The following is a 24,410-nucleotide window of genomic DNA, read 5'->3' as shown; positions in this document are numbered from 1 at the left end:
TTTTTATTCTTTTGTTAAGATACATTTTACATTTTTAACATAGATTTAACGATAAATTTTACTTAAATAATTCACAATTAATATCCTTTTCCCCAAGCTTACCATTAACTGCATATGAAAGACATTTTAATCCGCCTCTACATTTACTTGACTTATAACATTTTCTACAATCATTAGGAATCTCATTTTGCTGCAAATATTTTATAGTATCACTATTTTTATATAAATCAATTATATTATTATCTAATGTATTCCCAATAACTATAGGTAATCTTCTACAAGGCAACAAATCTCCATTTGCTAATATAGTAAGAAGTGTAATTCCTGCTGAACAATGATATATTGTATTAGATCCTCCTAAGAACATAAGAGCTCTATTAACTCTTATATCTGTAACACAATTTTTTTCTCTCTTAGCTTTTTCAGATTCCTTATTCATAATTCTAGCTACCTTCAAGAACTCATTTGAAGTTAAGATTTCATCATATGTTTCAGTAGGTATTAATCTATCTATCCAAAAAACCTTTACTTTTTCTCTCTTCACAAATCTTATTACCGACTTTAGCTTTTTATAATTTTTCTTATGCACAGTAAATGCAACCATGGATTTAATATTATATTTATGTAGTAACTTTATTCCTTTTAACGATTTTTCGAAATTCCCCTTGCCTCTTATTAAATCATGCATTTTTTTAGTTCCATCTATACTTATTTGAACAAAAGATAATTTTTTATAAATTGATAGTCTTTGTACAATATCTTCATTTAATAAAGTCCCATTAGTTAAAATTCCAAATGTAATATTATTTTTTTCAAAAAGATCTATTATTTCAAAAAAATTCGGATGAAGAAATGGTTCTCCACCCGTAATATTTATATGCCCTCTATAATTACATTCCTGCAGAAAATCAATATATTGATAAAATATCTTTTTCATTTCTTCAATGGCAAGATCTTTCTTGTAATCTTCTTGATAACAATGTAAACATCTTAAATTACATTTATGTGTTATATGCCATTGTAATACATGCTTTTCTTTCATTAATCAGCACCGCCTCCACCGCAGCTCGAACAACTAGAGCAACTTGAACAACTAGAACAGCTTGAACATCCAGAAGAACTTGTATTTTTATAATAATAGTTTGAATAATAATCCATATAATATAATGAATCATATTTAGAATCGTATTCAGAATCTTTTTGTATATCAGACATGTATTCTGCTTCTGTCATAATAGTTCTTCCTTGACACACTGCCATATTGTAAAGATTCTTTATATCTATATAATTATCTGTTAAATACTTATCTAATATCTCTATAATATTGTGAGTATATTCATGAGAATTATTTTTAAAATATTTTTTTAGCACCTTCACTTTAAATTTAAACTCTTTTTTATATTTTCTTATATCAGTACTACTAACAGCCTGACTTATAGAATTTATCAATTCCTTATCTTGTATAATTTCTGAGAATCCTGACAATTCAAAACAATCTAAGCCCTCTTCTCTAGTTGCTTTTTGGAGAATGGTACTAACCAATATTTTTTCATATTCCTTTAAATTATCTGTTGTATTAACATATATTTTTTTATCTCTTATAGATAAAATATCTCTTCTTACTAAATCTAAAAAGATTAATTTAACTTCATTCATACTAATTTTATTAACAGATGCTAATCTAGAAATTTCAACTGGTGTAATACCTGAGTCACTTAGTTCACCAAATACTTCCTCAATATACTTTTCTCTTTTAGCTAAAATTGAAATCCTAATATTAACTATTGGATTAATTATAACAGATTTAATTACAACAAATATAATACCTATAGCTATTGCTAACCAAAACAAAAATTCTCCTGTACTCATAGAAGAATCTTCTTCATCAGTAGTTGCTGCATCTATCTCTTCTTGACTAAGATATTTAATATTATTGCTAAATGCAGCTTTATCTGTTGCTACCCCTATCTTCACCATACCATTAACATTAGAACCACTAAAGCTTATTCCTTCATCACTAGATTCTTCAGTTAATTTAACATTATTTCTTACTTCTATATCACAATTGTTAGGTGCACTAATATTTATATACATATCATCTATTGTTTTACTAAAATTCTTTCCTACAAATCTATAGAAAAATAATGCATATCCTAAATCATTGTATTTAACAACATTTGTTAATTTATATTGAGTTTCTAATATAACAGTTTCATTTTTTGCTCTAAAATACCACGAATATTCCTCTTTATCTCCAAAGTTTTGTATGCTATATTTCCCCTTAGGTCTTCCCTCTATATCTTTTGTCTGTTCACATTCTTCTCCATTTATATAAAAACCTAAAAATTCAATAGCATCAAATTTTTCAACTGGACTTACATCTGTAAGCCTATCAACATAAAATCGAGTAAATTCACCTTTTTTAAAGTTAATAGTCCATGTTTCTGTAACATATGCATCACCATTTTCATCTAGCTCAACGTTGAAATTTGCCTGTTCAATATTATATACTTTTTCATCTGCACTTGCTTTTGCATATAAATTTACTCCTTTTATCCCGGTAAAAATAAGAACAAAACCCAAAATTAACGCAAGAACACTTATTATTTTTTTCATATCCCTCTACCAATTTCCTTTTTACATATACAAAAAATTTATCTATTACTATTTTCCTAATAAACTACCTAAAAATATTATATTTTATTTTCCTTTTTTTATCAATGTTTTAATAAATTAACTACATCTTTTAGCGAATCAAATTTTTTGTATAGAATTTTTTTTATTTCATCTTCAGCTTCATACAAATCCGGGATCATTACAGGCTTACATCCAGCACTATATGCTGCTAATAATCCATTCTTAGAATCTTCTAATGCAATACAATTTATAGGCTCCTCTTCTAATAGTTCACAAGCTTTTATATAAATATCTGGATTAGGTTTTGACACTTCAAAATCTTCTCCACTAACTATTACACTAAAATACTTGTCTATGTTAGTTTCCCTTAAATGTTTCATTATAGTTTCTCTATTTGATGAAGATGCAACTGCCACCTTATATCTATTTTCAGATAAGAATTCTAACAACTCATATAATCCCTCTTTAACAGGGACAGTATTATTTTTATAGTATTCCGTATAATATATAATTATTTCTCTATTTATTATCTCTTCATCATAGTTTTCTCCTAATTCTTCTAGCCATACTTTCCTTGATGAAGTTTTATTCATTCCTAATGTCTTCTTAACTATATATCCTAACTTACCAAGCCCTATTTTTTCTCCTATATAATCCATTGCTTCAACATATACTCTCTCTGTATCAAACATCAAGCCATCCATATCAAAAACAACTGCTTTAATATTATTATTCATATTCTTTTCTTCCTTACTTAAAATTATTATATTTCAATTATAAGGCATAATTTTTCATAAGATATGTTTTATTTTTCTTATCTAATCATTATGGGGACTTTTAGTTTATCTATTTATCACGTTCATAATAATAGATTTATGTATTTCAATCTTTAGAATATATCAAACTTAACTTGTTCAAATCTTTCTTCATAAGTCCATAAATACTTAAATATATCATCTATATCATGCATAATTCCATTTTCTATGCATCTATGCTTAAAAAGACTCATTAACTTATCATTATTAGCACTATTTAGAATATATGTATTTCCATAATTCTTTATATATCTTTGTTTCATACCAGGAAATTTTTCATCTAATTTCTTATAAAAGTACTCTCTGTTTCCGTCTCTTAAAGTAACACCCATTCCAAAACATATAATTCCTTTAACGCCTGCCTCTATACAATAATCTAGAATTCCATTTATATTTTCTTCTGTATCATTAATAAATGGCAGAATAGGAGATAACCATACTATTGTTGGTATTCCTTTATCTTTTAATTGTTTTAATACTTTAAACCTTTCCTTGGTAGTACACACATTAGGTTCTATAACCTTACATAATTCTTCATCATAAGTTGTCAAGGTCATCTGAACAACGCACTTTGATCTGTCATTTATATGCTTTAATAAATCAATATCTCTAAGTATTCTGTTAGACTTAGTCTGAACAGTAAATCCAAATCCATATTTATCAACAATCTCTATACATCTTCTAGTATTCTTAAGCTCTAGTTCTAGCGGTATATATGGATCTGTCATTGCTCCTGTTCCTATCATACACTTTTTCTTTTTTCTTCTCAGTGCCTCCTCTAATAATATAACTGCATTCTCCTTCACTTCTATATCTTCAAATAAATGATGCATATTGTAGCATAAACTCCTTGCATCACAATATATACACCCATGTGTACATCCTCTATATATATTCATACCATTCTTACTTGAAAGAATATTTTTTGCTAAAACCTTATGCATTTATTAAATACCTCTTTTATATTTTTCTATTACTTTTTCTCTCAGTATATATGATAAATAAAAAACAAATAACTCCAATTCCACTGCCTATCTGTCCACACTTTAACCCTGGTGGATTATAGTTAATAATTATATTATGATCTCCCTCTTCTAAATCAAATCCTAAAAATGCTTTATTTACTTTTTTTATGTCTGTCTTCTTTCCATCAACAAATACAGTAAACCCTTTATCATAAGGTATTGATGTTATAAATATGTCATTTTCATTATTATTTTTAATCTTTCCCTTAAGATTTTCTCCATCGCTCCAATAATCTGTAATTATAAAAGAATCCTTACATAATGATGTACCTACTTCAACCTCATTGCTAGCATAAGTATAAGCTTTAATATCATATATTCTATATTTACCACTTCCAAATGATACATTTATCTTTTTATCACCTTTATTTAAATAACACACAAACCTAAATTTGGTATTACTATTATAATATACACTATTTCTTGCTGACAACTTATTTTTAGTTCCATTAATTATTACCTTAACATCATTATTTTTTTTATAATTTTCAATATTAAACTCTATAAACAATAACTGCTTTTTACTATTTTTCTTATCTAATTTTACAGAAATTCTTTCTTTTTCTCTTGCATTAATCTCATATCCATTATTTCCATCTAATTTTTTCACAGATAAATTTTTATTTTCTATTTGTGGAATACTAATCTGTATATTTTCTAAACTTTTATTTATATTAGATGTCACATCTGTACTTTTAACATTTCTTCTTACAGCTTCGTCTGTTACAACAGAATATTTCAATAATGCTAACTGATTATATGGGAACTCCAATTTATCATATTCTTTTTCTGATATATAACTTGTACTCACATATCCTAATGGATAAACACTACCATTATCATATATCTTATTATTATCAATTTCCTCTTTAACTTCTCTACCTCTAATCTTCTTATTACTAAAAGTATATTTAACTCCCATTAGCTTTAAGAAAATAGGATTTTCACTAACTCCTTGCATTAAGTAATTACGATATGGTTGTTCTACACAAAATATTTTATTTCTAAATTCATAATAGTATTTATTATATGCTGAAGAATAAAAGCTTGTAGTATACATATTCTTTGAATCTATTCTATTTATATCTGCTGAATTTCCATTGCCATCATATAAATAATCTTTTTCAAATCTATAACCTAATTCGTTATTTTTCATTAAACTATCACATTCTTTAGCTATATTATTATTATTTACTATATTATAATGTTCTCTATTATCTTCAGTATAATCACTTTCAGCAATCATTATATTACTAAAAATCATCATTATAATTATAGGATATGCAATGATGGAAATTCTTCTTTTCTTATAATATATTAAAAAACAAATAAACATAACAATTACATCAATAATTGCAAATAATTTTATATATTGCATCTTATAATCTGAAAATATAATAAATATAAATGTACAGACTACAGCAACTAAAATTATATTGAATTTTATCTGTTTGCATTCTAATTTTTGCATGATTTGTGCAATAAAGAACAACATCAACGGAAGAAAAGGAATAAAAGCTTTATCTCTTATATATAATCCTCCATTTAACGCATAACCAAATATAGGAAATAAAAATATAATTACTGTTCCAAAATATAATATTTTTTCAGATATTTTTTTGTACGTAAGTCCAACAAATATTGCAATAATTATTATAGATGTAAATCCTAATCCATATGGAGAATATAGAAATCTTGAACTTGATACTTTCGGAATAATTAAATCCACAATACTTAGTAAATTACTGCTATTAGATTGCCTTCCTATTAAAGTAAAAAAAGTTGGTACTAATAAAACCAAGCTCATTAGCACACTTACTAGCATTCTTAACAATAAATATACTTGTTCTTTTAGAATATCCTTAAATTTGTTTTTATCTCTACCTACTTGCTTGTAAAATGAATATAACCAAACTACTAACATTCCTCCAATACTAAAGTAAAAACTAGTCATTATCATCAAAAATATAGATACTATCATTAAACATGAGCTTCTTCTAGAATAATATATATCAACACCCAACAATGCCAAAATCAAGAAAAGCATATAATCAACAAACATAATTTGATTATGAGATTGATATATGATAGGGGTTGCAAATAAATACATAATTGAAACAAATAAACTAATCCTACTATTAAAGCTTCTCTTAAGCCACTTATAAATGCTAATTGTAGATAAATAAATACATAGTATACTCATAATAACCATGTATTTATTCATAGACAAGAAAGGCATTAAATAAGAAGGTAAAATAAGAGGATTAAGTAATCCATAATAAGAAAAATAATATATATTTTGTCCAGCACCAATGTTTGAAGCAAAATGTGGAATTAACTTTCCTGTTTTATAAAATAAATTTCTAAAATATTCTGGGAAAACAGTATGTTGACTTAAATAATCACCACAAGAAACAAAACCACCATACCTTAATATAACTATTCCTATAGTAACCATAACAACTATAGTAATTAATATTTCAAATTTGTACTTACATATTGAATTTTTCATAAACTACTCCTTACTAAAATGTTGTTATTTTGCTCTATATTTATATAATGATTTCTTCAACATATCCTCTTCATCACTAGATTCTCTTTCAATATATATAGGTCTATGTTTAACCTCTAAGTAAGTTTTTGCTAAATATTGACCTGATATTCCTGTGCAAAATAATTGTATTCCTGTTACAAAAAATATAATACATACAAGGGAAGGCCAACCACTAACAGGATCTCCAAATAATAATGTCCTAAATACTACTAACAAAACTAATATAAATGATATTACGCAAAATAATCCCCCAACAATTGAAGCTATTGATAATGGTACTATTGAAAATCCTGTGATTCCATCTATAGAATATAATAAAAGCTTCTTCATCGACCACTTTGTTTCTCCTGCAGCCCTTTCCACATTATTAAATTCTATCCACTTAGTTTTAAATCCAACCCAACTAAATATTCCTTTAGAAAATCTATTATATTCACTCATTTGCAATACTGCATTAACCATTTTTCTATTCATTAACCTAAAGTCCCTAGCACCATCAACTATTTCTGTTTCAGATACTTTATTTATAATCTTATAAAATTTTTCTGATAAATAAGAACGAATTCTTGCTTCTCCTTTTCTATCAGCTCTCCTTGTTGCAACACAATCATAATCTTCTTCTTCTAATATTTTATACATCTTAGGTAATAAAGTTGGTGGATCCTGTAAATCAGCATCCATTATAGCTACATAGTCTCCTTGACTATGTTCAAGACCTGCATACATTGCACTTTCCTTTCCATAATTCCTAGAAAAAGAAATATACTTACATCTAGTATCTATTCTATGTAGATCCTTTAATATATTTAAAGTATTATCTGATGAACCATCATCTATATATATTATTTCAAATGAAACATCCTTCATAATCTTCATAACTTTTTTCATTTCTTCATAATGTAGCATTAACACTTCTTGTTCATTATAACAAGGAACAACAATAGATATTTTCATAAAACATCACCCCTAATTTATGCACACTTATTTATTATCCTTTTACTCAATATATATAATACCACCATAATCTTTTTAAACACTTATGAATTTATTAAAATTCCCTTAAGAATTATTGCTATTTTATAAACTAATTTTATTTATGTAACTTTCTTTTAATCTTCTCATTACATATATCCCCTTATTTTGACATTCGTATTATGTTATACTTTTGTCAAAGATTATTTTTTACAATAGTGGAATTTATATAGAAAGGAGATTAAAAATATGACTATTAAATCAGAACTTAAAAAATTAGAACTTAAAAACATTATTTGGCTAACTATAGCAGGTTTGATTAATGCATTTGGTATAACTATGTTTCTAACACCTGTAAAATTATATGATAGTGGAATATCAGGTACATCTATGTTAATTGCACAAATTACGCCTTCTTACATTTCTCTACCCTTACTACTTATTGTATTAAATGCACCACTATTCCTATTTGGACTTCGTAAACAAGGAATTACATTTACTATATACGCTTCATATACTGTACTTATCTATTCATTAGGTGCTTGGCTTATCACTGATATTCTTCCAATAGATGTTAGTATGGTTTCTCCTCTTGCAGGTTCAGATCTTCTATTATGTGCTGTATTTGGCGGGTTAATATCTGGATTAGGTAGTGGACTATCTATAAGATATGGTGGAGCTATGGATGGAATAGAAGTCTTATCAGTTATTCTCGCTAAACCCTTAGGCCTAAGCGTTGGTACTTTCGTTATGATTTACAATGTAATACTATACATATTCTGTGGAATAGTCCTAAAGAGTTGGATATTGCCATTGTATTCAATTGTTACTTATTATGCAGCTATACAAACTATCGATTTTATTGTTGATGGTATCGACCGTTCTAAATCAGCAATGATAATAACCGCTTATCCTGACAAAATATGCAAGGCTCTTTCCGATACTTTTGGCTGTGGTTTAACTCTAATTGACGCAAAAGGATACTTCTCTGATTCAGAAAAAACAGTTATATATTTTGTTGTAAATAGATTTCAAGTAGGTAGAATGAAAAATATTGTTAAAAGACTTGATTCTAACGCATATATTACTATAAGCGAAGTAGCAGATGTGCTTAGTAATAACCAAGATTAATTTTGTATTTTACTTGTATGTTATCGCTAAAAAAACATAGAATTTAATATAATTTCATACAAAAAGAAATCCCACAACCATGCTTGATTGTGGGATATATACTTTCTTGAATAAACTCGAAAAACTATCTCTTTGAGAATTGTGGAGCTCTTCTCGCTTTCTTAAGACCGTATTTCTTTCTTTCTTTCATTCTTGGATCTCTTGTTAAGAATCCAGCTTTCTTTAATTCTGGTTTTAATGCTTCATCAGCTTTAACTAAAGCTCTAGTTACACCATGTCTTATTGCACCAGCTTGACCTGTAAATCCACCACCGTGAACATTTACTAATACGTCAAACTTGTCTTTAGTTCCAGTTAAAACTAAAGGTTGGTTAACTATAACTCTTAAAGTTTCTAAACCAAAATAGTTTTCTATTTCTCTGTTATTAACTATTACATTACCATTTCCAGGTACAAGTCTTACTCTTGCTATTGATTTTTTTCTTCTACCAGTTCCCATGTATTGAACTTTTGCCATTTTTAAATTCCTCCTCCCGAGATTGTATTAGTACTTTAATTCAAGTACTTCTGGTTTTTGAGCTGCATGATCATGTTCAGCTCCTCTATATACTTTTAATTTCTTTAACATTTGTCTTCCTAAAACACCCTTTGGAAGCATTCTTCTTACTGCTTCTTCAAAAGCGAATTCAGGCTTCTTAGCTAATACTTCTCTGTATGGAGTTTCTTTTAATCCGCCTGGATAAAGACTGTGCTTTCTTAATAATTTTTGATCTAACTTCTTACCAGTTAAAACAACTTGTTCTGCATTAATAACTATTACGTAATCTCCGCAGTCAACATTTGGTGTAAATGTTGGTTTATTCTTACCTCTTAATATTGATGCAACTTGGCTAGCAACTCTTCCTAGTGGCTTACCAGCAGCGTCTACGATGTACCATTTTCTTTCAACTTCTTGTGCTTTCGCAATATATGATTTCATCTATTTCCCTCCCTGAACTTACTTTATTTTGCTTTACATTTTTGTATCCGCTTTTATGTCAAGACCCGGGGCTAATGGATCTTATACACATAAACTATTCTAACAAACAAAATTATTATAATACACGCTTACGGGTGTGTCAACTATTTTTTTGAACTTTTGTCTAGTAATATACTTCTTCTAATACTAGTCCATTAGGTGGAGCACAAGGTCCTGTAACCTTTCTATCTCCACTTTCTATAGCTGATTCCACCTCTTTACAACTAATTTTTCCTCTTCCTACTTCTATAAGTGTTCCCACAATAATCCTTACCATATTATACAAAAAACCATTTCCATGAACAATTAATTTTATTTCTTGTCCACTAACATCTATATGCATATCATATATTGTTCTTATTGATGTTTTAACAGAGCTTCCTGTAGACTTGAATGCTGAGAAATCATGAGTACCAATAAAATACTCACATGTTTTTTTCATTTTTTCAATATTTAGCTCATCTTTAACATGATAAGAAAAATTTCTATCTATAGCTACTTTCTCAAATCTATTAATAATAGTGTAAGAATATCTTTTTCCTTTACTATTATATCTAGCATGAAATAATTCATCTACCTCTTCTGACAATAGCACTGCTATATCATCAGGTAATTTTGTATTTATTGCCTCTCTAAACCTTTCTGCTGGTATTCTACTACTAGTTTTAAAGTTACATACCATACCTCTTGCATGAACTCCAGAATCCGTCCTAGAGCTTCCTATAACTTCAACATCTTCATTTGTTATTTTTTTTATAGCCTTTTCTAATTCTTCTTGAATAGTAACACCATTCTTTTGCTTCTGCCAACCATTATAATTAGTGCCATCATATTCAATTGTTAATTTTATATTTCTCATACCTACATCAATCCCACATCTACAAATCTAACTGAAATAGCTATTGCTAAATATACACCTGCTATAATAAATGCAACAAAATCCTTTTGTTTAAATCTTATTTCATTCATTCGTGTTCTACCTATTCCACCTCTATAGCATCTAGATTCCATTGCTAAAGCTAATTCATCAGCTCTTCTAAATGCACTAACAAACAAAGGTATCAATAGAGGTATAAGACTCTTGGCCTTCTGAATTATATTTCCTTGTTCAAAATCTGCCCCTCTAGCTTTCTGTGCTTTCATAATCTTATCTGTTTCTTCAATCAAAGTTGGAATAAATCTAAGTGCAATAGTCATCATCATAGCTAATTCATGTGCTAATTCCTTACCAATAAATCTTAAAAGTTTTTCTATCCCATCTGTTAATTGTATTGGAGATGTTGTATATGTTAAAAGCGATGTACCTATAATCAAAAGAATTAATCTTAGAGCCATAAACACTGCTAAGCGTACACCCTCAGAATATATCTTTACTATTCCAAATTTAAGCAAAAGAGTATCTGATGTGCCTCTAGTCATAAAAACGTTGAAAAGTGCTGTTATAATTATCAAAAAGATTATTGGTTTCAAGCCTCTAACAACAAACTTAAAAGGTATTTTAGCATTTTTTATAACTACAAATAAAAATATAATTGGAAATATGTATCCATAAAACTTGTTTATGCAAAAGAGAGAAATTACATATAAGATTGAAATAATAATTTTAGTTCTTGGATCTAATTTATGAGTAAATGAAGACCCTGGCAAATATTGTCCTATTGTTATATCACTTATCATAATAACTCCTTTCTATTTATCATAAAATACTCTTAAAATTTCTTTTTTTGCCTGTTCAACTGTATATATATCATCAGATATATTATATCCTGCTTCTCTAAGCCTCTTCATTAAATAAGTAACCTGAGGAACACCCAAGCCAATAGATTCTAGTTTATCAACTTCTTTAAAAACATCTTTAATTTCTCCTGATAACTCAACTTTACCTTTATTCATTACAATTACCTTTTGAGCTACCCTTACTACATCTTCCATACTATGGCTTACTAATATAACTGTCATGCCATATTTACTATTAAATTCTCTTATTTGAGCTAATATTTCCTCTCGTCCTTTAGGATCTAACCCTGCTGTCGGTTCATCTAAAATTAACACTTTCGGATTCATAGCGATAACGCCAGCTATAGCAACACGCCTTTTTTGTCCACCACTTAAATCAAAAGGAGAAACGTCCTTATACGTATTGTAATCTAGCCCTACCATCTTCATAGATTTCTTAACTTGTTCTAACACTTCTTCTTCTGAAAATCCTAAGTTTTTGGGTCCATATGCTATATCTTTTTCTATAGTTTCTTCAAATAATTGATATTCAGAATATTGAAACACAAGCCCTACTTTCTTTCTTATATCTATCAAGTTCACATCCTTGTCTGTAATATCCATTTCATCAATGTATATACTTCCAGAAGTAGGTTTAAGTAATCCATTTAAGTGCTGAATTAATGTTGACTTACCTGATCCAGTATGGCCTATTATTGCAACAAATTCACCATCATTTATTTCTATATTAATGTTATCTAATGCCACTTTTTCAAATGGACCTCCTGGCATATATATATGAGTTAAATTTTCTACTTTAATTGACATAATGCATCCACCATCTCATCTACATTTAATATTTTTGTACTAATATCTATTCCTTCTTTTTGTAATTCATAAGCAATTTGAGTTACTTGTGGAACATCTAAGCCAACTTTATTCATCTTATTTACGTCAGAAAAAACTTCCTTAGGAGTTCCATTCATAATTACCTCACCATCATCAATAACAACTACTCTATCTCCCTGAACAGCTTCATCCATATAGTGAGTTATTAAAACAACCGTAATACCATGTTTTTTATTAATGTCGTGTATTATCTCCATTACACTTTTTCTACCTTGTGGATCTAACATAGCAGTAGGTTCATCAAAAACTATGCATTTAGGTTCCATTGCTAATATTCCTGCAATAGCAACTCTCTGCTTTTGTCCACCAGACAATAAATGTGGTGCATGTCTCCTATACTCATACATTCCAACCTTTTTAAGACTATCATCCACTCTCTTTCTAATTTCTTCAGGTGGTACTCCTAAATTCTCAGGTCCAAAAGCCACATCTTCTTCAACTATAGTAGCAACTAATTGATTATCTGGATTCTGAAATACCATTCCCGCACTACTACGTATATCCCATATATGTTCATCATCTGATGTATTATATCCATTAACATACACAGTTCCACTGGTAGGTAATGCTAATGCATTAATATGTTTAGCTAAAGTTGATTTTCCTGAACCATTATGTCCTAAAACAACTAAAAATTCGCCTTCTTCTATATTTAAATTAATATCTTTTAATACTTTTACTCCAGTATTAGAGCTATCCATATTGTCTTTATATTCATATGAAACTTTATTAAAATTCACAATAGTTTCCAAGATATAAATCCTCCTAATTTTCAATTCATTTCTATATATTATACAAAAGAATACTACTATAACTCAACTACTATTCTTCTCTATAATATATAAAATTACTTTTTCTAGCTATTAATAAAAAATATACATAATATTAAATATTAAAAAAATAGGGACTAAGTATTACTTAATCCCCAATCAATTATACTAATTCAAGTATAACTACTTCAGCTCCATCCCCTCTTCTAGGGCCTTTTTTATACATTCTTGTATAACCACCGTTTCTCTCAGTGTATTGTGAAGCTATATTATCAAATAGGTTTTTAACTACTGCTTCTTCTTGAACGTAAGATAAAACTTGTCTTCTTGCATGTAAGTCTCCTCTTTTAGCAAGAGTAATCATCTTTTCTGCAATCTTTCTTGTTTCCTTAGCTCTAGTTTCAGTTGTTTCAATTTTACCATACTTTAAGAAACTTGTTACAAGATTTCTTAGCATAGCCTTTCTTTGGTCAGTAGGAAGACCTAACTTACGATAACCTGCCATGGATTTACCTCCTTACTCATCGTTTAGCTTTAGACCTAAGCCTAACTCTTTAAGTTTTCTTTCAACTTCTTCTAAAGATTTCTTTCCTAGATTTCTAACTTTCATCATATCATCCATAGATCTTGTTGCAAGTTCTTGAACAGTATTGATTCCAGCTCTCTTTAAACAGTTGTATGATCTAACAGATAAATCTAATTCTTCAACTGTCATTTCTAAGACTTTCTCTTTTTTATCTTCTTCTTTTTCTATCATAATCTCTACATCATTAGTATTATCAGTTAATGACATAAATAATTTAAAATGTTCTATAAGAATCTTTGCTGATAAACTTATCGCTTCATCTATCTCAATAGTTCCATCTGTCCATATTTCTAAAGTCAGTTTGTCATAGTCTGTTATTTGACCTACTCTTGTATTTTCTACAACAAAATTAACTCTCTTTACTGGTGTGTAAATCGAATCAACAGCTATTGCTGATATTGGTAATTCGTCACTTTTGTTTCTATTTTGAGTTACATAACCTCTTCCTCTATTAACAGTTAACTCAATATAAAGTCTTCCATCTTCATCTAATGTTGCAATATGCAAGTCTTTGTTTACAACTTCCACATCACCATCAGTCTTTATATCTCCTCCTGTAACTTCTCCAGGACCTTTAGCATCTATATAGATAGTCTTTGGACCTTCGCCTTCCATCTTTAATGCTAAAGCTTTAATGTTAAGAATCAATTCTGTAACATCTTCTTTAACGCCTTGAACAGTTGAGAACTCATGAAGTACTCCATCTATCTTAACAGAAGTTACTGCTGCACCAGGTAAAGATGATAATAATATTCTTCTAAGTGCATTACCTAAAGTAATACCATATCCTCTTTCTAATGGTTCAACAACATACTTACCATAAGTACCATTTTCATTAGATTCAACGCATTCAATTACTGGCTTTTCGATTTCTAACATACACACAAACCCTCCTTGTTTTTAAAAAATGGCAACTTGCTTCTGAGGGCATACCTATTATTTGCTGTATAATTCGACGATAAGAGTTTCATTAATTGGTACTTCTATATCATCTCTTTCAGGTTCAGCTACAACTTTACCTTCGAAATTTTCGATATTTGCTTCTATCCATTTTGGCATAGCCTTTGGATTTTCAGCGAAAGTCTTGAACTTTTCAGTACCTCTGCTCTTTTCACATACAGAAATAACATCACCAACAGAAACTTTAAATGATGGAATATCTACTTTCTTACCATTTACTAAGAAATGACCATGAGTAACTAATTGTCTAGCTTCATTTCTAGATGAACCAAATCCTAATTTGTATACTACGTTATCAAGTCTTAATTCCAATAACTTAAGTAAGTTTTCACCTGTGATGCCCTTCATATGTTCAGCTTTTTCATAATATTTTCTAAATTGGCTTTCTAATACGCCATATATTCTCTTAGCTTTTTGCTTTTCTCTAAGTTGTAATCCGTAACCTGACACCTTTTTCTTGTTAGCGCCATGTTGTCCCGGTGCATAGCTTCTTCTAGCAAAAGCACATTTATCTGTATAACATCTATCCCCTTTAAGGAATAATTTCATACCTTCTCTTCTACATAACTTACATGTAGCTCCAGTATATCTTGCCATTAAATTTACACCTCCTAAACGACTGTACTAAACTCTTCTTCTTTTTGGTGGTCTACATCCATTGTGTGGTATTGGAGTAACATCTTTTATTAAAGTTACTTCTAAACCAGCAGCTTGTAATGATCTTATAGCTGCTTCTCTTCCTGAACCTGGACCTTTAACATATACTTCAATGCTCTTTAATCCATGTTCCATAGCTGCTTTAGCTGCAGTTTCTGCTGCCATTTGTGCAGCATAAGGAGTGCTCTTTCTTGATCCTCTGAATCCTAAAGCTCCAGCACTAGACCATGATAAAGCATTACCTGCTGCATCTGTTAAAGTAACTATTGAGTTATTAAAAGTTGATTTGATGTGTGCTGCACCATGCTCAACATTTTTTCTTTCTTTTTTTCTTCTAGTCTTCTTAACTTTTTGAGCTGCCATTACTTTACCTCCTTATTACTTCTTCTTATTAGCTATAGTCTTCTTAGGACCTTTTCTAGTTCTAGCATTAGTCTTAGTTTTTTGTCCTCTAACTGGAAGACCTCTTCTATGTCTAATACCTCTATAACATCCAATTTCTTGAAGTCTCTTAATGTTTAAAGCAACTTCTCTTCTTAAGTCACCTTCAACGTTAATATTCTTGATGTAAGTTCTTATATCGTTAACTTCTTCTTCAGTTAAGTCTTTAACTCTAGTATCAGGGTTTATTCCGCATTCAGCTAATATTTTTTGTGAAGTTGGAAGCCCTATTCCATATATATATGTTAGACCTATTTCAACTCTTTTTTCTCTTGGTAGGTCAACACCTGCTATTCTTGCCATTAAAATTTACACCTCCTGGTAATTAAAATGCCTTAAAAGTAATATTATTTATAATAAAATTCTAGGCATGTTATTATAACATTCAGCCGCACCTAAAACCTAATTATTAAAACATTGACTATATAATTTTATTTGACTTTTGCAAAAAAGTCAAATAAAATTTCAAGATTTCTACATTTTTTTTGATTTTTTAGCCTTGTTTTTGCTTGTGCTTAGGATTTTCACAGATTACCATTACTCTTCCTTTTCTTCTTATTATCTTGCACTTTTCGCAAATAGGCTTAACTGATGGTCTTACTTTCATAGCTAACCCTCCTTGTTATATTGATTTTAGATAAAATCTAAAAACTATTTAGCTCTCCATGTAATTCTACCTCTTGTTAAATCGTATGGAGAAAGCTCTACTGTAACTTTATCTCCAGGTAAAATTCTTATGAAGTTCATTCTTAACTTTCCTGATATATGCGCTAGAATTGTGTGCCCACTTTCTAGTTCAACTTGGAACCTGGCATTTGGTAACGCTTCTAACACGGTACCTTGCATTTCTATTACATCATCTTTTGACATAAGGTAATCAACCCTCCTTAACAATGCCTTTTAACTTTAAAAAACTCTTTATTTTTAGGTCAGTACTTTTATCTTTATTAACTATGGCTGACTTTATTTCATCATTAACTTCTGATAGAAAACTCAAATGCTTTACTTTCTTTTTCTTAGGCTTATCTAATGTCTTAGTATCTCCATTTGCTAATAAAATATACTCAGAATTTATAATCCCAATTACAATATATAAATGATTCTTATCTCTACCAGCTTTTGAAAGTACCACTTTTCCTATCAAGTCATTGCTCTGCAAATTTTCCACCTCGATGATTACCTTAGTATAAATGTCTAAACATTTATTACTAAGCAACTTGTTATTAAATCTTAGTATCTTAGACTAAATATTATTTTTTCAAAACATCGCAGATACCTTCAAAAACTTCATTTATAGCTTTTGTACCATCTACTGTTGATAATAATTTCTTTTCTTTATAATAATCAATTAGTGGTTGAGTTTGTTTTTCATATACGTCTAATCTTTCTTTAACAGTTTCTACAGTATCATCTTTTCTTTGAACAACTTCTGATCCACATAATTCACATTTTCCATCCTTAGGAGGATTGAATTTAACATGATAGCTTGCGCCACATGATGGGCACACTCTTCTTCCTGTCATTCTTTCAAGAATAAATTCCTTAGGTACATCAATTAATAATGCACAATCTAATGATTCATTTCTTTCCTCTAAGAATGCTTGAAGTGCTTCAGCTTGACTTACTGTTCTTGGAAAACCGTCTAATAGATATCCCTTCTTACAATCGTCCTCACATAATCTATCTTTAACCATGTCTATTGTAACTTGGTCTGGGACTAATTGTCCGTTGTCCATGTATTTCTTAGCCTCTATTCCAAGAGGTGTATTTTCAGAAATGTTCTTTCTGAAAATATCCCCTGTAGAAATATGAGGTATTTCATATCTGTTACTAATTGATTTTGCCTGTGTACCCTTTCCAGCTCCTGGGGGTCCTAATAATATAATCTTCACGGGCATCATCATCTCCAATATATAAAATCTTATTTAAGGAATCCTTCATAATGACGCATAACCATTTGTGAATCAAGTCTTCTTGAGAAATCAAGAGCAACTCCAATTACAATCAAAATAGCTGTTGCACCAAATGATGTAGATCCAAATTTTTCAGTTTGTTGTAAAATTACAGGTATTACAGCTAATATTGCAGCAAATATACCACCTATAATAGATATTTTTGCAATTACTGTACTAAAGTACTTTTCAGTATCTTTACCAGGTCTTACACCTACTACTATACCTGATGATTTATTTAAATTTTCAGCCATTTCTTCTGGCTTTAATGTAACTTCATTATAGAACCAAGTAAAGAATACTGTAAGTATTGCATAAAGTACTGGATACATCCAAGTTCCTTTATTTAATACACTGTATTTACTTGTTGTTAACCATTCTAATACCCCATTATTAGGGAAGAATTGAGCTAACGCTTCACAAAATGTCATTACAGACATAGCAAATATTATTGCTATTACTGCTGCACTAATTATACTTAATGGTATATGAGTTGTTTGAGCCTTTGAAACTCTATTTCCAACTGCTTTACCAGCATATTGTACAGGTATTCTTCTTTCAGCTAAACTGAAATATACAGCTAATGCGATTAATACTACTATTCCAACTATAAATAATGCTAATTCAACTGCATTTAATGTTCCAGCCTTTACCGATTGATATAAAGCATATACTGATTTAGGAATTCTAGAAATAATATTAACAAAAATTAATATTGATGTTCCATTTCCAAATCCTTTTGTTGTAATTTGATCTCCTAACCATATACAGAATGTAGATCCAACAATAAGTGATAGCACTATTACAACATATTCGAATTTTGTAATTCCTGAAGTACCACCGTAATTAGATAATGTTGTAAGTACTCCAATTGCAAGAATTACTGCTATACCAATTGCAACATAACGAGTTGCATTTTGAATTTTATTTCTGCCTTCTTGACCTTCTTTTTGCAATTGTTCTAAAGCAGGAATTGCAATAGTTAATAATTGCATTATGATTGAGGCATTAATATAAGGCATAACACCTAATGCTAATATACTAAAATCACTAAATGCTCCACCTGAAATCAAATCATAAAATCCCATCAAAGAACTTTGATCTGTTAATTGTTTAAGAAAGTCAGAACTAACACCAGGACAAGGAACATGAATTCCCATCCTGAATATTGCTACTAATACTATAGTCCATATGAACTTTTTTCTCATTTCTGGAACTTTCCAGGCATTACGTAGGGTTGATAGCATTATTAAATCACCTCAACTTTTCCTCCAGCTGCTTCTATCTTTTCTTTTGCAGATTTAGATAGCTTACAGCCTTTTATTGTTAGGCTCTTTTCTAATGTTCCATTTCCTAATATCTTAACTCCATCTTTTATTTTGCTTATTACTCTTGTTTCTAGTAATAATTCTGGAGTAACTTCTGTTCCATTTTCAAATCTATTTAATCTATCAACATTAATACTGATGATTTCTTTTGCAAATATGTTAGTGAATCCTCTCTTAGGAAGTCTTCTGTATAATGGCATTTGACCACCTTCGAATCCTGGTCTAACTCCACCACCTGATCTAGCGTTTTGTCCTTTTTCACCTTTACCAGCGTTTCTTCCTAAACCTGAACCAGTACCTCTACCAACTCTCTTAGGAGCTTTCTTGCTACCAGCTGCTGGTTTTAATTCATGAAGTTTCATACTAAGCACACCTCCTCTTAACTATATTTCTTCTACCTTCAATAAGTAGTCTATTTTCTTTATCATACCATTGATTTGAGGAGTTCCCTCATGTTCTACTGTTTTACCTATCTTCTTAAGTCCTAAGGCATTTGCAGTAGCAATATGGTCTTTCTTTCTACCTATTAAGCTCTTTACTAATGTAATTCTTAACTTAGCCATCGCAATATACCTCCTAACCTAATATTTCCTCAACAGTTTTTCCTCTTAATTTAGCTATTTGTTCAGCTGTTCTTAAGTTAGCTAATCCATTAATAGTTGCATTAACCATGTTTCTTGGATTGTTTGAACCTAATGATTTAGCTCTTACGTCTTTAATTCCTGCTAATTCTAATACAGATCTAGCTGGACCTCCAGCGATAACTCCTGTACCTTCTTTAGCTGGCATTATAAGAACTTTTCCAGTTCCAAATTCGCCATATATTTCATGAGGAATAGTAGTTCCTACTTGAGCTACTTCTACCATGTTCTTCTTAGCATCTTCAATTCCTTTTTTAATTGCAACAGGAATTTCGATAGATTTTCCCATTCCAACGCCTACATGTCCGTTTTCATCTCCAACAACTACTAGTGCGCTGAATCTAAAGTTTCTACCACCTTTAACAACCTTAGTTACTCTGTTTATAAAAACAACTTTTTCCTTAAGGTCACCTAATGTATTAGGATCGATTCTCATGTATTTCCCTCCTTATTTTTAGAATTTTAATCCTGCTTCTCTTGCTGCTTCAGCTAATTGTTGTACTCTTCCGTGATATACATATCCACCTCTATCAAATACAACTTCTGAAATTCCGTTTTCTAAAGCTTTTTTAGCTATTAATTCACCAACAGCTTTAGCACCTTCTTTGTTTCCACCGTTTGCTGAAAAACCTTTTTCTAAACTAGATGCAGAAACTAATGTTTTTGAATTTATATCATCTATTACTTGTGCATAGATATTCTTTTCACTTCTATATACTGAAAGTCTTGGTCTTTCAGGAGTACCGAAAACTTTCTTACGAACTCTAAGGTGACGTCTAACTCTTTTAGCGTTTTTGTCTGCCTTCTTGAACATAGATCTCACTCCTTCCTAATTATTTCTTACCAGTCTTACCTTCTTTACGTCTGATAACTTCATTTTCGTATTTAATTCCTTTACCCTTATATGGTTCAGGTTTTCTCCAACGTCTTATATCAGCTGCTTGAGCTCCAACTAATTGCTTATCGATTCCCTTGATAACAACCTTAGTAGCTGCAGGAGTTTCGAAAGTAATTCCTTCCATTGGTTCTACTTCTACTGGATGTGAGAATCCAAGATTCATTACAAGTTTCTTTCCTTGTAATTGTGCTCTATAACCAACACCAACTAAATCTAAAGTTTTTTGGTAACCTTCTGAAACTCCGATTATCATATTGTTTATAAGAGCTCTAGTTAATCCATGAAGAGCTCTGTGCTCTTTCACGTCGCTTGGTCTTGTAACAACTACATGGTTGTCTTCAACCGCAATTCTCATGTCTTTGTGCATAGCTTTTACTAATTGACCCTTAGCGCCTTTTACTGTAACAACGTTGTCTGGTGTTACACTAACAGTTACGCCAGCAGGTATAGCTATTGGTAATCTACCTACTCTTGACATTGTCGCACCTCCTGATTAATTATCGTACATTATATTTTAACTAAAACTTTTTATTCTACCAAACGTAGCAGATAACTTCTCCGCCTAGTCCTAATTTTCTAGCTTCTCTATCAACCATTATTCCTTTTGAAGTTGATATTATAGCTACTCCTAAACCATTAAGAACTTTAGGAATTTCTTCCTTCTTACAATAAACTCTTAATCCTGGTTTAGATATTCTCTTGATTCCAGTGATTACCTTTTCCTTGTTAGCACCATATTTAAGAGATATTCTTAACATTGGAACTATTCCATCACTATATTCATCAATTTCTTTAATATATCCTTCTTGTAATAATATATTTGTAATTTCCTTCTTAACATTTGAAGAAGGTACTTCAACTACTTCATGTTTAACAGCATTTGCGTTTCTTATACGTGTTAGCAAATCTGCTATTGGATCTGTCATAACCATTTTTAATGTGCCTCCTTTCGATAACTTGTATTACCAGCTTGCCTTCTTGCATCCTGGAATTTCTCCCTTATAAGCAAGTTCTCTAAAGCAAATACGGCAGATACCATATTTCTTTAATACTGAATGTGGTCTACCACATATTCTACATCTAGTATAAGCTCTTGTGCTATACTTAGGTGTTTTACTCCATTTTTCAATAATTGCCTTACGTGCCATCGTGTTCCCTCCTTATTATTGAGCGAATGGCATTCCAAGGAATCTTAATAATTCTCTTGCTTCTTCGTCAGTCTTAGCGCTTGTAACGAAGATGATATCCATTCCTCTTACTTTATCAACTTTATCGTATTCAATTTCTGGGAATATTAATTGTTCTTTAATACCTAGTGAATAGTTTCCTCTACCATCAAATGATTTATCAGAAACTCCTCTGAAATCTCTAACTCTTGGTAATGCTATTGATACTAACTTATCAGCAAATTCATACATTTTTTCGCTTCTTAATGTTACTTTACATCCTAGAGCCATGTTTTCTCTTATTTTAAAGTTCGCAACTGACTTCTTTGCTCTTGTTAATATAGGTTTTTGACCTGCTATTAAAGTCAAATCAGCAACTGCAGATTCTAATACTTTTTGATTTTCTCTAGCTTCACCAACACCCATGTTGATTACTATTTTTTCTAATTTAGGAACTTCCATTATGTTTTTATAACCGAACTTTTCCATCATAGCTGATACTATTTCATTATCATACTTTTCTTTTAGTCTTGCCATTGTTTACGAGTACCTCCTTTCAGATTCTATTAGAATGTTTCTCCGCACTTTTTACATACTCTAACTTTTGAACCATCTTCTAATATCTTATTGCTAACTCTTGTAGCAGATTTACATTTTTTGCAGTATAACATAACCTTTGAGCTGTATATTGCACCTTCTTTTTCGATTATTGCACTTTCAGCTTGGTTTCTGTTAGCCTTTTGATGTTTTTTAACTATATTAACTCCTGAAACAATTACTTTGCCTGTTTTAGGATATACTTTTAAAACTTCTCCAGTTTTACCTTTATCTTTACCTGAAACAACTATAACATTGTCATTCTTTTTTACGTGCACTTTCAAATTAGACACCTCCTCTATTATAGAACTTCTGGTGCTAATGATAATATTTTATTAAACTCTTTATCTCTTAGCTCCCTAGCAACAGGTCCGAATATACGAGTTCCTCTTGGTTGCTTATCATCTTTTATTATAACTGCTGCATTTTCATCAAATTTGATATAAGAACCGTCAGCTCTTCTTAATCCTCTCTTTGATCTTACTATAACAGCCTTAACAACTTCACCTTTTTTAACAACTCCGCCTGGTGTTGCACTTTTAACGCTTGCTACTATTACGTCTCCGATGTTTCCAAACTTTCTTTTAGAACCACCAAGAACTCTTATACACATTATTTCTTTTGCTCCTGAGTTATCTCCAACCTTAAGAACAGTTTGTTGTTGTATCATTGAATACCCTCCTTTCAGTTTAACGCGTATTATTTAGCTTTTTCAACTATTTCAACAAGTCTCCATCTCTTATCTTTAGATATTGGCTTAGTTTCCATTATTAATACTCTATCGTTTATTTGAGCTTCATTATTTTCGTCATGAGCTTTAAACTTAGTTGTTCTATTTACAGTTTTACCGTAAAGCGGATGTCTTACCTTAGTTTCAACAGCAACTACGATAGTCTTATCCATTTTATTAGAAACAACTCTTCCGATTCTCTTCTTTCTTAATCCTCTTTCCATTTAAGGCCTACCTCCTTTTCGAATTACTGTTGAACCCTTATCTCTTCTTCTCTTAAGATGGTTTTGATTTGGGCTATAGATTTCTTAACTTCTCTTATTCTCATAGGATTATCTAATTGTCCGGTAGCTAATTGAAATCTTAAATTGAATAATTCAGCTTTAAGATCTGTTAACTGTACGTTTAAGTTTTGAGAATCTTTTCTATCTATTTCTTTTAGTTCTCTAGCCTTCATTATTCTTCACCACCCATTTCCTCAAAATCTTTTCTAGTAACGAACTTAGTCTTTACTGGAAGTTTATGTGATGCAAGTCTCATAGCTTCTCTAGCTACTTCTTCACCTACACCTGATAATTCAAATAAAACTCTACCTGGTTTAACTACTGCTACCCAGTATTCAACTGCTCCTTTACCTTTACCCATTCTAGTTTCAGCAGGAGTTGCAGTAACTGGCTTATCTGGGAAAATCTTTATCCAAAGTTTTCCTCCTCTTTTAATATATCTATTTATTGCAATTCTGGAAGCTTCTATTTGGTTGCTTGTAATCCAACCACAAGTTGTAGCTTGAATTCCATAATCACCGTATGCTAGAAAATTACCTCTATGTGCCTTACCTTTCATTCTACCACGTTGAGTCTTACGATGCTTAACTCTCTTAGGCATTAACATAATTTATTCCTCCTTT

36 protein-coding genes are annotated in these 24,410 nt (G+C 30.3%); 1 reads left to right on the top strand and 35 read right to left on the bottom strand.

Annotated elements, in window-relative coordinates; all coding sequences use genetic code 11:
* Positions 1–58 precede the first annotated feature (58 nt).
* The 6 genes from KQI77_RS03800 to KQI77_RS03775 all read right to left on the bottom strand — a co-directional run bounded on the left by KQI77_RS03800 (position 59) and on the right by KQI77_RS03775 (position 7,985).
* Positions 59–1,042 carry a radical SAM protein gene (locus tag KQI77_RS03800; RefSeq protein WP_216388526.1) on the bottom strand — a complete coding sequence of 328 codons (984 nt, stop codon included), beginning with the start codon at positions 1,040–1,042 and terminating at the stop codon, positions 59–61.
* Entirely contained in the window at positions 1,042–2,616 is a 1,575-nt protein-coding gene (locus KQI77_RS03795; protein ID WP_216388525.1) for a DUF2207 domain-containing protein, read from the bottom strand. Before KQI77_RS03795 ends, KQI77_RS03800 begins: the two co-directional genes overlap by 1 nt.
* A gap of 101 nt (positions 2,617–2,717) precedes the next feature.
* Complete coding sequence (locus KQI77_RS03790; RefSeq protein WP_216388524.1) at positions 2,718–3,374, bottom strand: HAD family phosphatase; 657 nt, start codon at positions 3,372–3,374, stop codon at positions 2,718–2,720.
* A gap of 152 nt (positions 3,375–3,526) precedes the next feature.
* Positions 3,527–4,396, bottom strand: a complete 870-nt coding sequence (locus tag KQI77_RS03785) for a radical SAM protein (RefSeq protein WP_216388523.1) — start codon at positions 4,394–4,396, stop codon at positions 3,527–3,529.
* A gap of 16 nt (positions 4,397–4,412) precedes the next feature.
* Positions 4,413–6,989: a YfhO family protein gene (locus KQI77_RS03780; RefSeq protein WP_216388522.1), complete on the bottom strand. Its 2,577-nt coding sequence runs from the start codon at positions 6,987–6,989 to the stop codon at positions 4,413–4,415.
* A gap of 24 nt (positions 6,990–7,013) precedes the next feature.
* Positions 7,014–7,985, bottom strand: coding sequence for a glycosyltransferase family 2 protein (locus tag KQI77_RS03775; protein ID WP_216388520.1), 972 nt, complete (start codon positions 7,983–7,985; stop codon positions 7,014–7,016).
* Positions 7,986–8,252: 267 nt separating this feature from the next.
* On the opposite strand from KQI77_RS03775, the gene KQI77_RS03770 reads away from it, so the two are divergent.
* Entirely contained in the window at positions 8,253–9,134 is an 882-nt protein-coding gene (locus KQI77_RS03770) for a YitT family protein (protein WP_216388519.1), read from the top strand.
* Between the two features lie 124 nt (positions 9,135–9,258).
* Here KQI77_RS03770 and rpsI read toward each other — a convergent pair whose 3' ends face one another.
* The 29 genes from rpsI to rplP all read right to left on the bottom strand — a co-directional run bounded on the left by rpsI (position 9,259) and on the right by rplP (position 24,394).
* Positions 9,259–9,651 (bottom strand): 30S ribosomal protein S9, encoded by a 393-nt coding sequence (gene rpsI, locus KQI77_RS03765; RefSeq protein WP_216388517.1) that lies wholly within the window; start codon positions 9,649–9,651, stop codon positions 9,259–9,261.
* A 27-nt stretch (positions 9,652–9,678) separates the two neighbouring features.
* Positions 9,679–10,113: a 50S ribosomal protein L13 gene (gene rplM, locus KQI77_RS03760; protein ID WP_216388515.1), complete on the bottom strand. Its 435-nt coding sequence runs from the start codon at positions 10,111–10,113 to the stop codon at positions 9,679–9,681.
* Positions 10,114–10,276: 163 nt separating this feature from the next.
* Positions 10,277–11,011, bottom strand: a complete 735-nt coding sequence (gene truA, locus KQI77_RS03755; protein ID WP_216388514.1) for a tRNA pseudouridine(38-40) synthase TruA — start codon at positions 11,009–11,011, stop codon at positions 10,277–10,279.
* Between the two features lie 2 nt (positions 11,012–11,013).
* A complete protein-coding gene (locus KQI77_RS03750; protein ID WP_216388512.1) occupies positions 11,014–11,829 on the bottom strand; it encodes an energy-coupling factor transporter transmembrane protein EcfT in 816 nt (271 codons plus the stop codon).
* 12 nt (positions 11,830–11,841) lie between these two features.
* Positions 11,842–12,696, bottom strand: a complete 855-nt coding sequence (locus KQI77_RS03745) for an energy-coupling factor transporter ATPase (RefSeq protein ID WP_216388510.1) — start codon at positions 12,694–12,696, stop codon at positions 11,842–11,844.
* A complete protein-coding gene (locus KQI77_RS03740) occupies positions 12,681–13,532 on the bottom strand; it encodes an energy-coupling factor transporter ATPase (protein ID WP_216388597.1) in 852 nt (283 codons plus the stop codon). Before KQI77_RS03740 ends, KQI77_RS03745 begins: the two co-directional genes overlap by 16 nt.
* Before the next feature lie 178 nt (positions 13,533–13,710).
* A complete protein-coding gene (gene rplQ / locus KQI77_RS03735; RefSeq protein WP_216388508.1) occupies positions 13,711–14,052 on the bottom strand; it encodes a 50S ribosomal protein L17 in 342 nt (113 codons plus the stop codon).
* Positions 14,053–14,064: 12 nt separating this feature from the next.
* Positions 14,065–15,012 (bottom strand): DNA-directed RNA polymerase subunit alpha, encoded by a 948-nt coding sequence (locus tag KQI77_RS03730; RefSeq protein WP_216388506.1) that lies wholly within the window; start codon positions 15,010–15,012, stop codon positions 14,065–14,067.
* A 57-nt stretch (positions 15,013–15,069) separates the two neighbouring features.
* Positions 15,070–15,690, bottom strand: a complete 621-nt coding sequence (gene rpsD, locus KQI77_RS03725; RefSeq protein WP_216388504.1) for a 30S ribosomal protein S4 — start codon at positions 15,688–15,690, stop codon at positions 15,070–15,072.
* A 27-nt stretch (positions 15,691–15,717) separates the two neighbouring features.
* Entirely contained in the window at positions 15,718–16,113 is a 396-nt protein-coding gene (rpsK, locus tag KQI77_RS03720) for a 30S ribosomal protein S11 (protein WP_216388502.1), read from the bottom strand.
* A gap of 15 nt (positions 16,114–16,128) precedes the next feature.
* Positions 16,129–16,494: a 30S ribosomal protein S13 gene (rpsM, locus tag KQI77_RS03715; RefSeq protein WP_216388501.1), complete on the bottom strand. Its 366-nt coding sequence runs from the start codon at positions 16,492–16,494 to the stop codon at positions 16,129–16,131.
* Positions 16,495–16,684: 190 nt separating this feature from the next.
* Positions 16,685–16,798, bottom strand: a complete 114-nt coding sequence (gene rpmJ, locus KQI77_RS03710) for a 50S ribosomal protein L36 (protein WP_003448032.1) — start codon at positions 16,796–16,798, stop codon at positions 16,685–16,687.
* A gap of 44 nt (positions 16,799–16,842) precedes the next feature.
* A complete protein-coding gene (gene infA / locus KQI77_RS03705; RefSeq protein WP_216388499.1) occupies positions 16,843–17,061 on the bottom strand; it encodes a translation initiation factor IF-1 in 219 nt (72 codons plus the stop codon).
* A gap of 7 nt (positions 17,062–17,068) precedes the next feature.
* Complete coding sequence (locus KQI77_RS03700; RefSeq protein WP_216388497.1) at positions 17,069–17,350, bottom strand: KOW domain-containing RNA-binding protein; 282 nt, start codon at positions 17,348–17,350, stop codon at positions 17,069–17,071.
* Between the two features lie 91 nt (positions 17,351–17,441).
* Positions 17,442–18,083: an adenylate kinase gene (locus KQI77_RS03695; protein WP_216388495.1), complete on the bottom strand. Its 642-nt coding sequence runs from the start codon at positions 18,081–18,083 to the stop codon at positions 17,442–17,444.
* Positions 18,084–18,112: 29 nt separating this feature from the next.
* Positions 18,113–19,390: a preprotein translocase subunit SecY gene (gene secY / locus KQI77_RS03690; RefSeq protein ID WP_216388492.1), complete on the bottom strand. Its 1,278-nt coding sequence runs from the start codon at positions 19,388–19,390 to the stop codon at positions 18,113–18,115.
* A gap of 2 nt (positions 19,391–19,392) precedes the next feature.
* On the bottom strand, positions 19,393–19,833 hold the full coding sequence (rplO, locus tag KQI77_RS03685) for a 50S ribosomal protein L15 (RefSeq protein WP_216388490.1): 441 nt from the start codon (positions 19,831–19,833) through the stop codon (positions 19,393–19,395).
* Between the two features lie 21 nt (positions 19,834–19,854).
* Complete coding sequence (gene rpmD / locus KQI77_RS03680; protein ID WP_216388489.1) at positions 19,855–20,034, bottom strand: 50S ribosomal protein L30; 180 nt, start codon at positions 20,032–20,034, stop codon at positions 19,855–19,857.
* Positions 20,035–20,047: 13 nt separating this feature from the next.
* Complete coding sequence (rpsE, locus tag KQI77_RS03675) at positions 20,048–20,548, bottom strand: 30S ribosomal protein S5 (protein ID WP_216388487.1); 501 nt, start codon at positions 20,546–20,548, stop codon at positions 20,048–20,050.
* Positions 20,549–20,566: 18 nt separating this feature from the next.
* Entirely contained in the window at positions 20,567–20,926 is a 360-nt protein-coding gene (gene rplR, locus KQI77_RS03670) for a 50S ribosomal protein L18 (RefSeq protein WP_216388485.1), read from the bottom strand.
* A gap of 19 nt (positions 20,927–20,945) precedes the next feature.
* Positions 20,946–21,488, bottom strand: a complete 543-nt coding sequence (gene rplF, locus KQI77_RS03665) for a 50S ribosomal protein L6 (protein WP_216388483.1) — start codon at positions 21,486–21,488, stop codon at positions 20,946–20,948.
* Positions 21,489–21,543: 55 nt separating this feature from the next.
* Positions 21,544–21,942 carry a 30S ribosomal protein S8 gene (rpsH, locus tag KQI77_RS03660; protein ID WP_216388481.1) on the bottom strand — a complete coding sequence of 133 codons (399 nt, stop codon included), beginning with the start codon at positions 21,940–21,942 and terminating at the stop codon, positions 21,544–21,546.
* 30 nt (positions 21,943–21,972) lie between these two features.
* Complete coding sequence (locus KQI77_RS03655; RefSeq protein WP_216388479.1) at positions 21,973–22,158, bottom strand: type Z 30S ribosomal protein S14; 186 nt, start codon at positions 22,156–22,158, stop codon at positions 21,973–21,975.
* Between the two features lie 15 nt (positions 22,159–22,173).
* A complete protein-coding gene (gene rplE, locus KQI77_RS03650) occupies positions 22,174–22,713 on the bottom strand; it encodes a 50S ribosomal protein L5 (protein ID WP_216388477.1) in 540 nt (179 codons plus the stop codon).
* 29 nt (positions 22,714–22,742) lie between these two features.
* On the bottom strand, positions 22,743–23,057 hold the full coding sequence (rplX, locus tag KQI77_RS03645; protein ID WP_216388475.1) for a 50S ribosomal protein L24: 315 nt from the start codon (positions 23,055–23,057) through the stop codon (positions 22,743–22,745).
* Between the two features lie 17 nt (positions 23,058–23,074).
* Positions 23,075–23,443, bottom strand: coding sequence for a 50S ribosomal protein L14 (gene rplN / locus KQI77_RS03640; protein ID WP_216388473.1), 369 nt, complete (start codon positions 23,441–23,443; stop codon positions 23,075–23,077).
* A 29-nt stretch (positions 23,444–23,472) separates the two neighbouring features.
* A complete protein-coding gene (gene rpsQ / locus KQI77_RS03635; protein ID WP_216388471.1) occupies positions 23,473–23,727 on the bottom strand; it encodes a 30S ribosomal protein S17 in 255 nt (84 codons plus the stop codon).
* A gap of 23 nt (positions 23,728–23,750) precedes the next feature.
* A complete protein-coding gene (gene rpmC / locus KQI77_RS03630) occupies positions 23,751–23,960 on the bottom strand; it encodes a 50S ribosomal protein L29 (RefSeq protein ID WP_216388469.1) in 210 nt (69 codons plus the stop codon).
* Positions 23,960–24,394: a 50S ribosomal protein L16 gene (gene rplP, locus KQI77_RS03625; RefSeq protein WP_216388467.1), complete on the bottom strand. Its 435-nt coding sequence runs from the start codon at positions 24,392–24,394 to the stop codon at positions 23,960–23,962. The genes rpmC and rplP overlap by 1 nt, the downstream gene beginning before the upstream one ends.
* Between the last annotated feature and the right edge of the window lie 16 nt (positions 24,395–24,410).

Origin of the sequence: Clostridium sp. MSJ-8 (genome assembly GCF_018918325.1) — a bacterium.
Lineage (GTDB): Bacteria > Bacillota > Clostridia > Clostridiales > Clostridiaceae > Clostridium.
The sequence above is the reverse complement of the archived record's forward strand: the minus strand, read 5'-3'. Positions and strand labels throughout refer to the sequence as shown.

Excerpts from the sequence above, each read along its gene's own strand:
- KQI77_RS03800 (WP_216388526.1), bottom strand. The coding sequence starts at position 1,042 with ATGAAAGAAAAGCATGTATTACAATGGCATATAACACATAAATGTAAT.
- KQI77_RS03795 (WP_216388525.1), bottom strand. The coding sequence starts at position 2,616 with ATGAAAAAAATAATAAGTGTTCTTGCGTTAATTTTGGGTTTTGTTCTT.
- KQI77_RS03790 (WP_216388524.1), bottom strand. The coding sequence starts at position 3,374 with ATGAATAATAATATTAAAGCAGTTGTTTTTGATATGGATGGCTTGATG.
- KQI77_RS03785 (WP_216388523.1), bottom strand. The coding sequence starts at position 4,396 with ATGCATAAGGTTTTAGCAAAAAATATTCTTTCAAGTAAGAATGGTATG.
- KQI77_RS03780 (WP_216388522.1), bottom strand. The coding sequence starts at position 6,989 with ATGAAAAATTCAATATGTAAGTACAAATTTGAAATATTAATTACTATA.
- KQI77_RS03775 (WP_216388520.1), bottom strand. The coding sequence starts at position 7,985 with ATGAAAATATCTATTGTTGTTCCTTGTTATAATGAACAAGAAGTGTTA.
- KQI77_RS03770 (WP_216388519.1), top strand. The coding sequence starts at position 8,253 with ATGACTATTAAATCAGAACTTAAAAAATTAGAACTTAAAAACATTATT.
- rpsI (WP_216388517.1), bottom strand. The coding sequence starts at position 9,651 with ATGGCAAAAGTTCAATACATGGGAACTGGTAGAAGAAAAAAATCAATA.
- rplM (WP_216388515.1), bottom strand. The coding sequence starts at position 10,113 with ATGAAATCATATATTGCGAAAGCACAAGAAGTTGAAAGAAAATGGTAC.
- truA (WP_216388514.1), bottom strand. The coding sequence starts at position 11,011 with ATGAGAAATATAAAATTAACAATTGAATATGATGGCACTAATTATAAT.
- KQI77_RS03750 (WP_216388512.1), bottom strand. The coding sequence starts at position 11,829 with ATGATAAGTGATATAACAATAGGACAATATTTGCCAGGGTCTTCATTT.
- KQI77_RS03745 (WP_216388510.1), bottom strand. The coding sequence starts at position 12,696 with ATGTCAATTAAAGTAGAAAATTTAACTCATATATATATGCCAGGAGGT.
- rplQ (WP_216388508.1), bottom strand. The coding sequence starts at position 14,052 with ATGGCAGGTTATCGTAAGTTAGGTCTTCCTACTGACCAAAGAAAGGCT.
- KQI77_RS03730 (WP_216388506.1), bottom strand. The coding sequence starts at position 15,012 with ATGTTAGAAATCGAAAAGCCAGTAATTGAATGCGTTGAATCTAATGAA.
- rpsD (WP_216388504.1), bottom strand. The coding sequence starts at position 15,690 with ATGGCAAGATATACTGGAGCTACATGTAAGTTATGTAGAAGAGAAGGT.
- rpsK (WP_216388502.1), bottom strand. The coding sequence starts at position 16,113 with ATGGCAGCTCAAAAAGTTAAGAAGACTAGAAGAAAAAAAGAAAGAAAA.
- rpsM (WP_216388501.1), bottom strand. The coding sequence starts at position 16,494 with ATGGCAAGAATAGCAGGTGTTGACCTACCAAGAGAAAAAAGAGTTGAA.
- rpmJ (WP_003448032.1), bottom strand. The coding sequence starts at position 16,798 with ATGAAAGTAAGACCATCAGTTAAGCCTATTTGCGAAAAGTGCAAGATA.
- infA (WP_216388499.1), bottom strand. The coding sequence starts at position 17,061 with ATGTCAAAAGATGATGTAATAGAAATGCAAGGTACCGTGTTAGAAGCG.
- secY (WP_216388492.1), bottom strand. The coding sequence starts at position 19,390 with ATGCTATCAACCCTACGTAATGCCTGGAAAGTTCCAGAAATGAGAAAA.
- rplO (WP_216388490.1), bottom strand. The coding sequence starts at position 19,833 with ATGAAACTTCATGAATTAAAACCAGCAGCTGGTAGCAAGAAAGCTCCT.
- rpmD (WP_216388489.1), bottom strand. The coding sequence starts at position 20,034 with ATGGCTAAGTTAAGAATTACATTAGTAAAGAGCTTAATAGGTAGAAAG.
- rpsE (WP_216388487.1), bottom strand. The coding sequence starts at position 20,548 with ATGAGAATCGATCCTAATACATTAGGTGACCTTAAGGAAAAAGTTGTT.
- rplR (WP_216388485.1), bottom strand. The coding sequence starts at position 20,926 with ATGTTCAAGAAGGCAGACAAAAACGCTAAAAGAGTTAGACGTCACCTT.
- rplF (WP_216388483.1), bottom strand. The coding sequence starts at position 21,488 with ATGTCAAGAGTAGGTAGATTACCAATAGCTATACCTGCTGGCGTAACT.
- rpsH (WP_216388481.1), bottom strand. The coding sequence starts at position 21,942 with ATGGTTATGACAGATCCAATAGCAGATTTGCTAACACGTATAAGAAAC.
- KQI77_RS03655 (WP_216388479.1), bottom strand. The coding sequence starts at position 22,158 with ATGGCACGTAAGGCAATTATTGAAAAATGGAGTAAAACACCTAAGTAT.
- rplE (WP_216388477.1), bottom strand. The coding sequence starts at position 22,713 with ATGGCAAGACTAAAAGAAAAGTATGATAATGAAATAGTATCAGCTATG.
- rplN (WP_216388473.1), bottom strand. The coding sequence starts at position 23,443 with ATGATACAACAACAAACTGTTCTTAAGGTTGGAGATAACTCAGGAGCA.
- rpsQ (WP_216388471.1), bottom strand. The coding sequence starts at position 23,727 with ATGGAAAGAGGATTAAGAAAGAAGAGAATCGGAAGAGTTGTTTCTAAT.
- rpmC (WP_216388469.1), bottom strand. The coding sequence starts at position 23,960 with ATGAAGGCTAGAGAACTAAAAGAAATAGATAGAAAAGATTCTCAAAAC.
- rplP (WP_216388467.1), bottom strand. The coding sequence starts at position 24,394 with ATGTTAATGCCTAAGAGAGTTAAGCATCGTAAGACTCAACGTGGTAGA.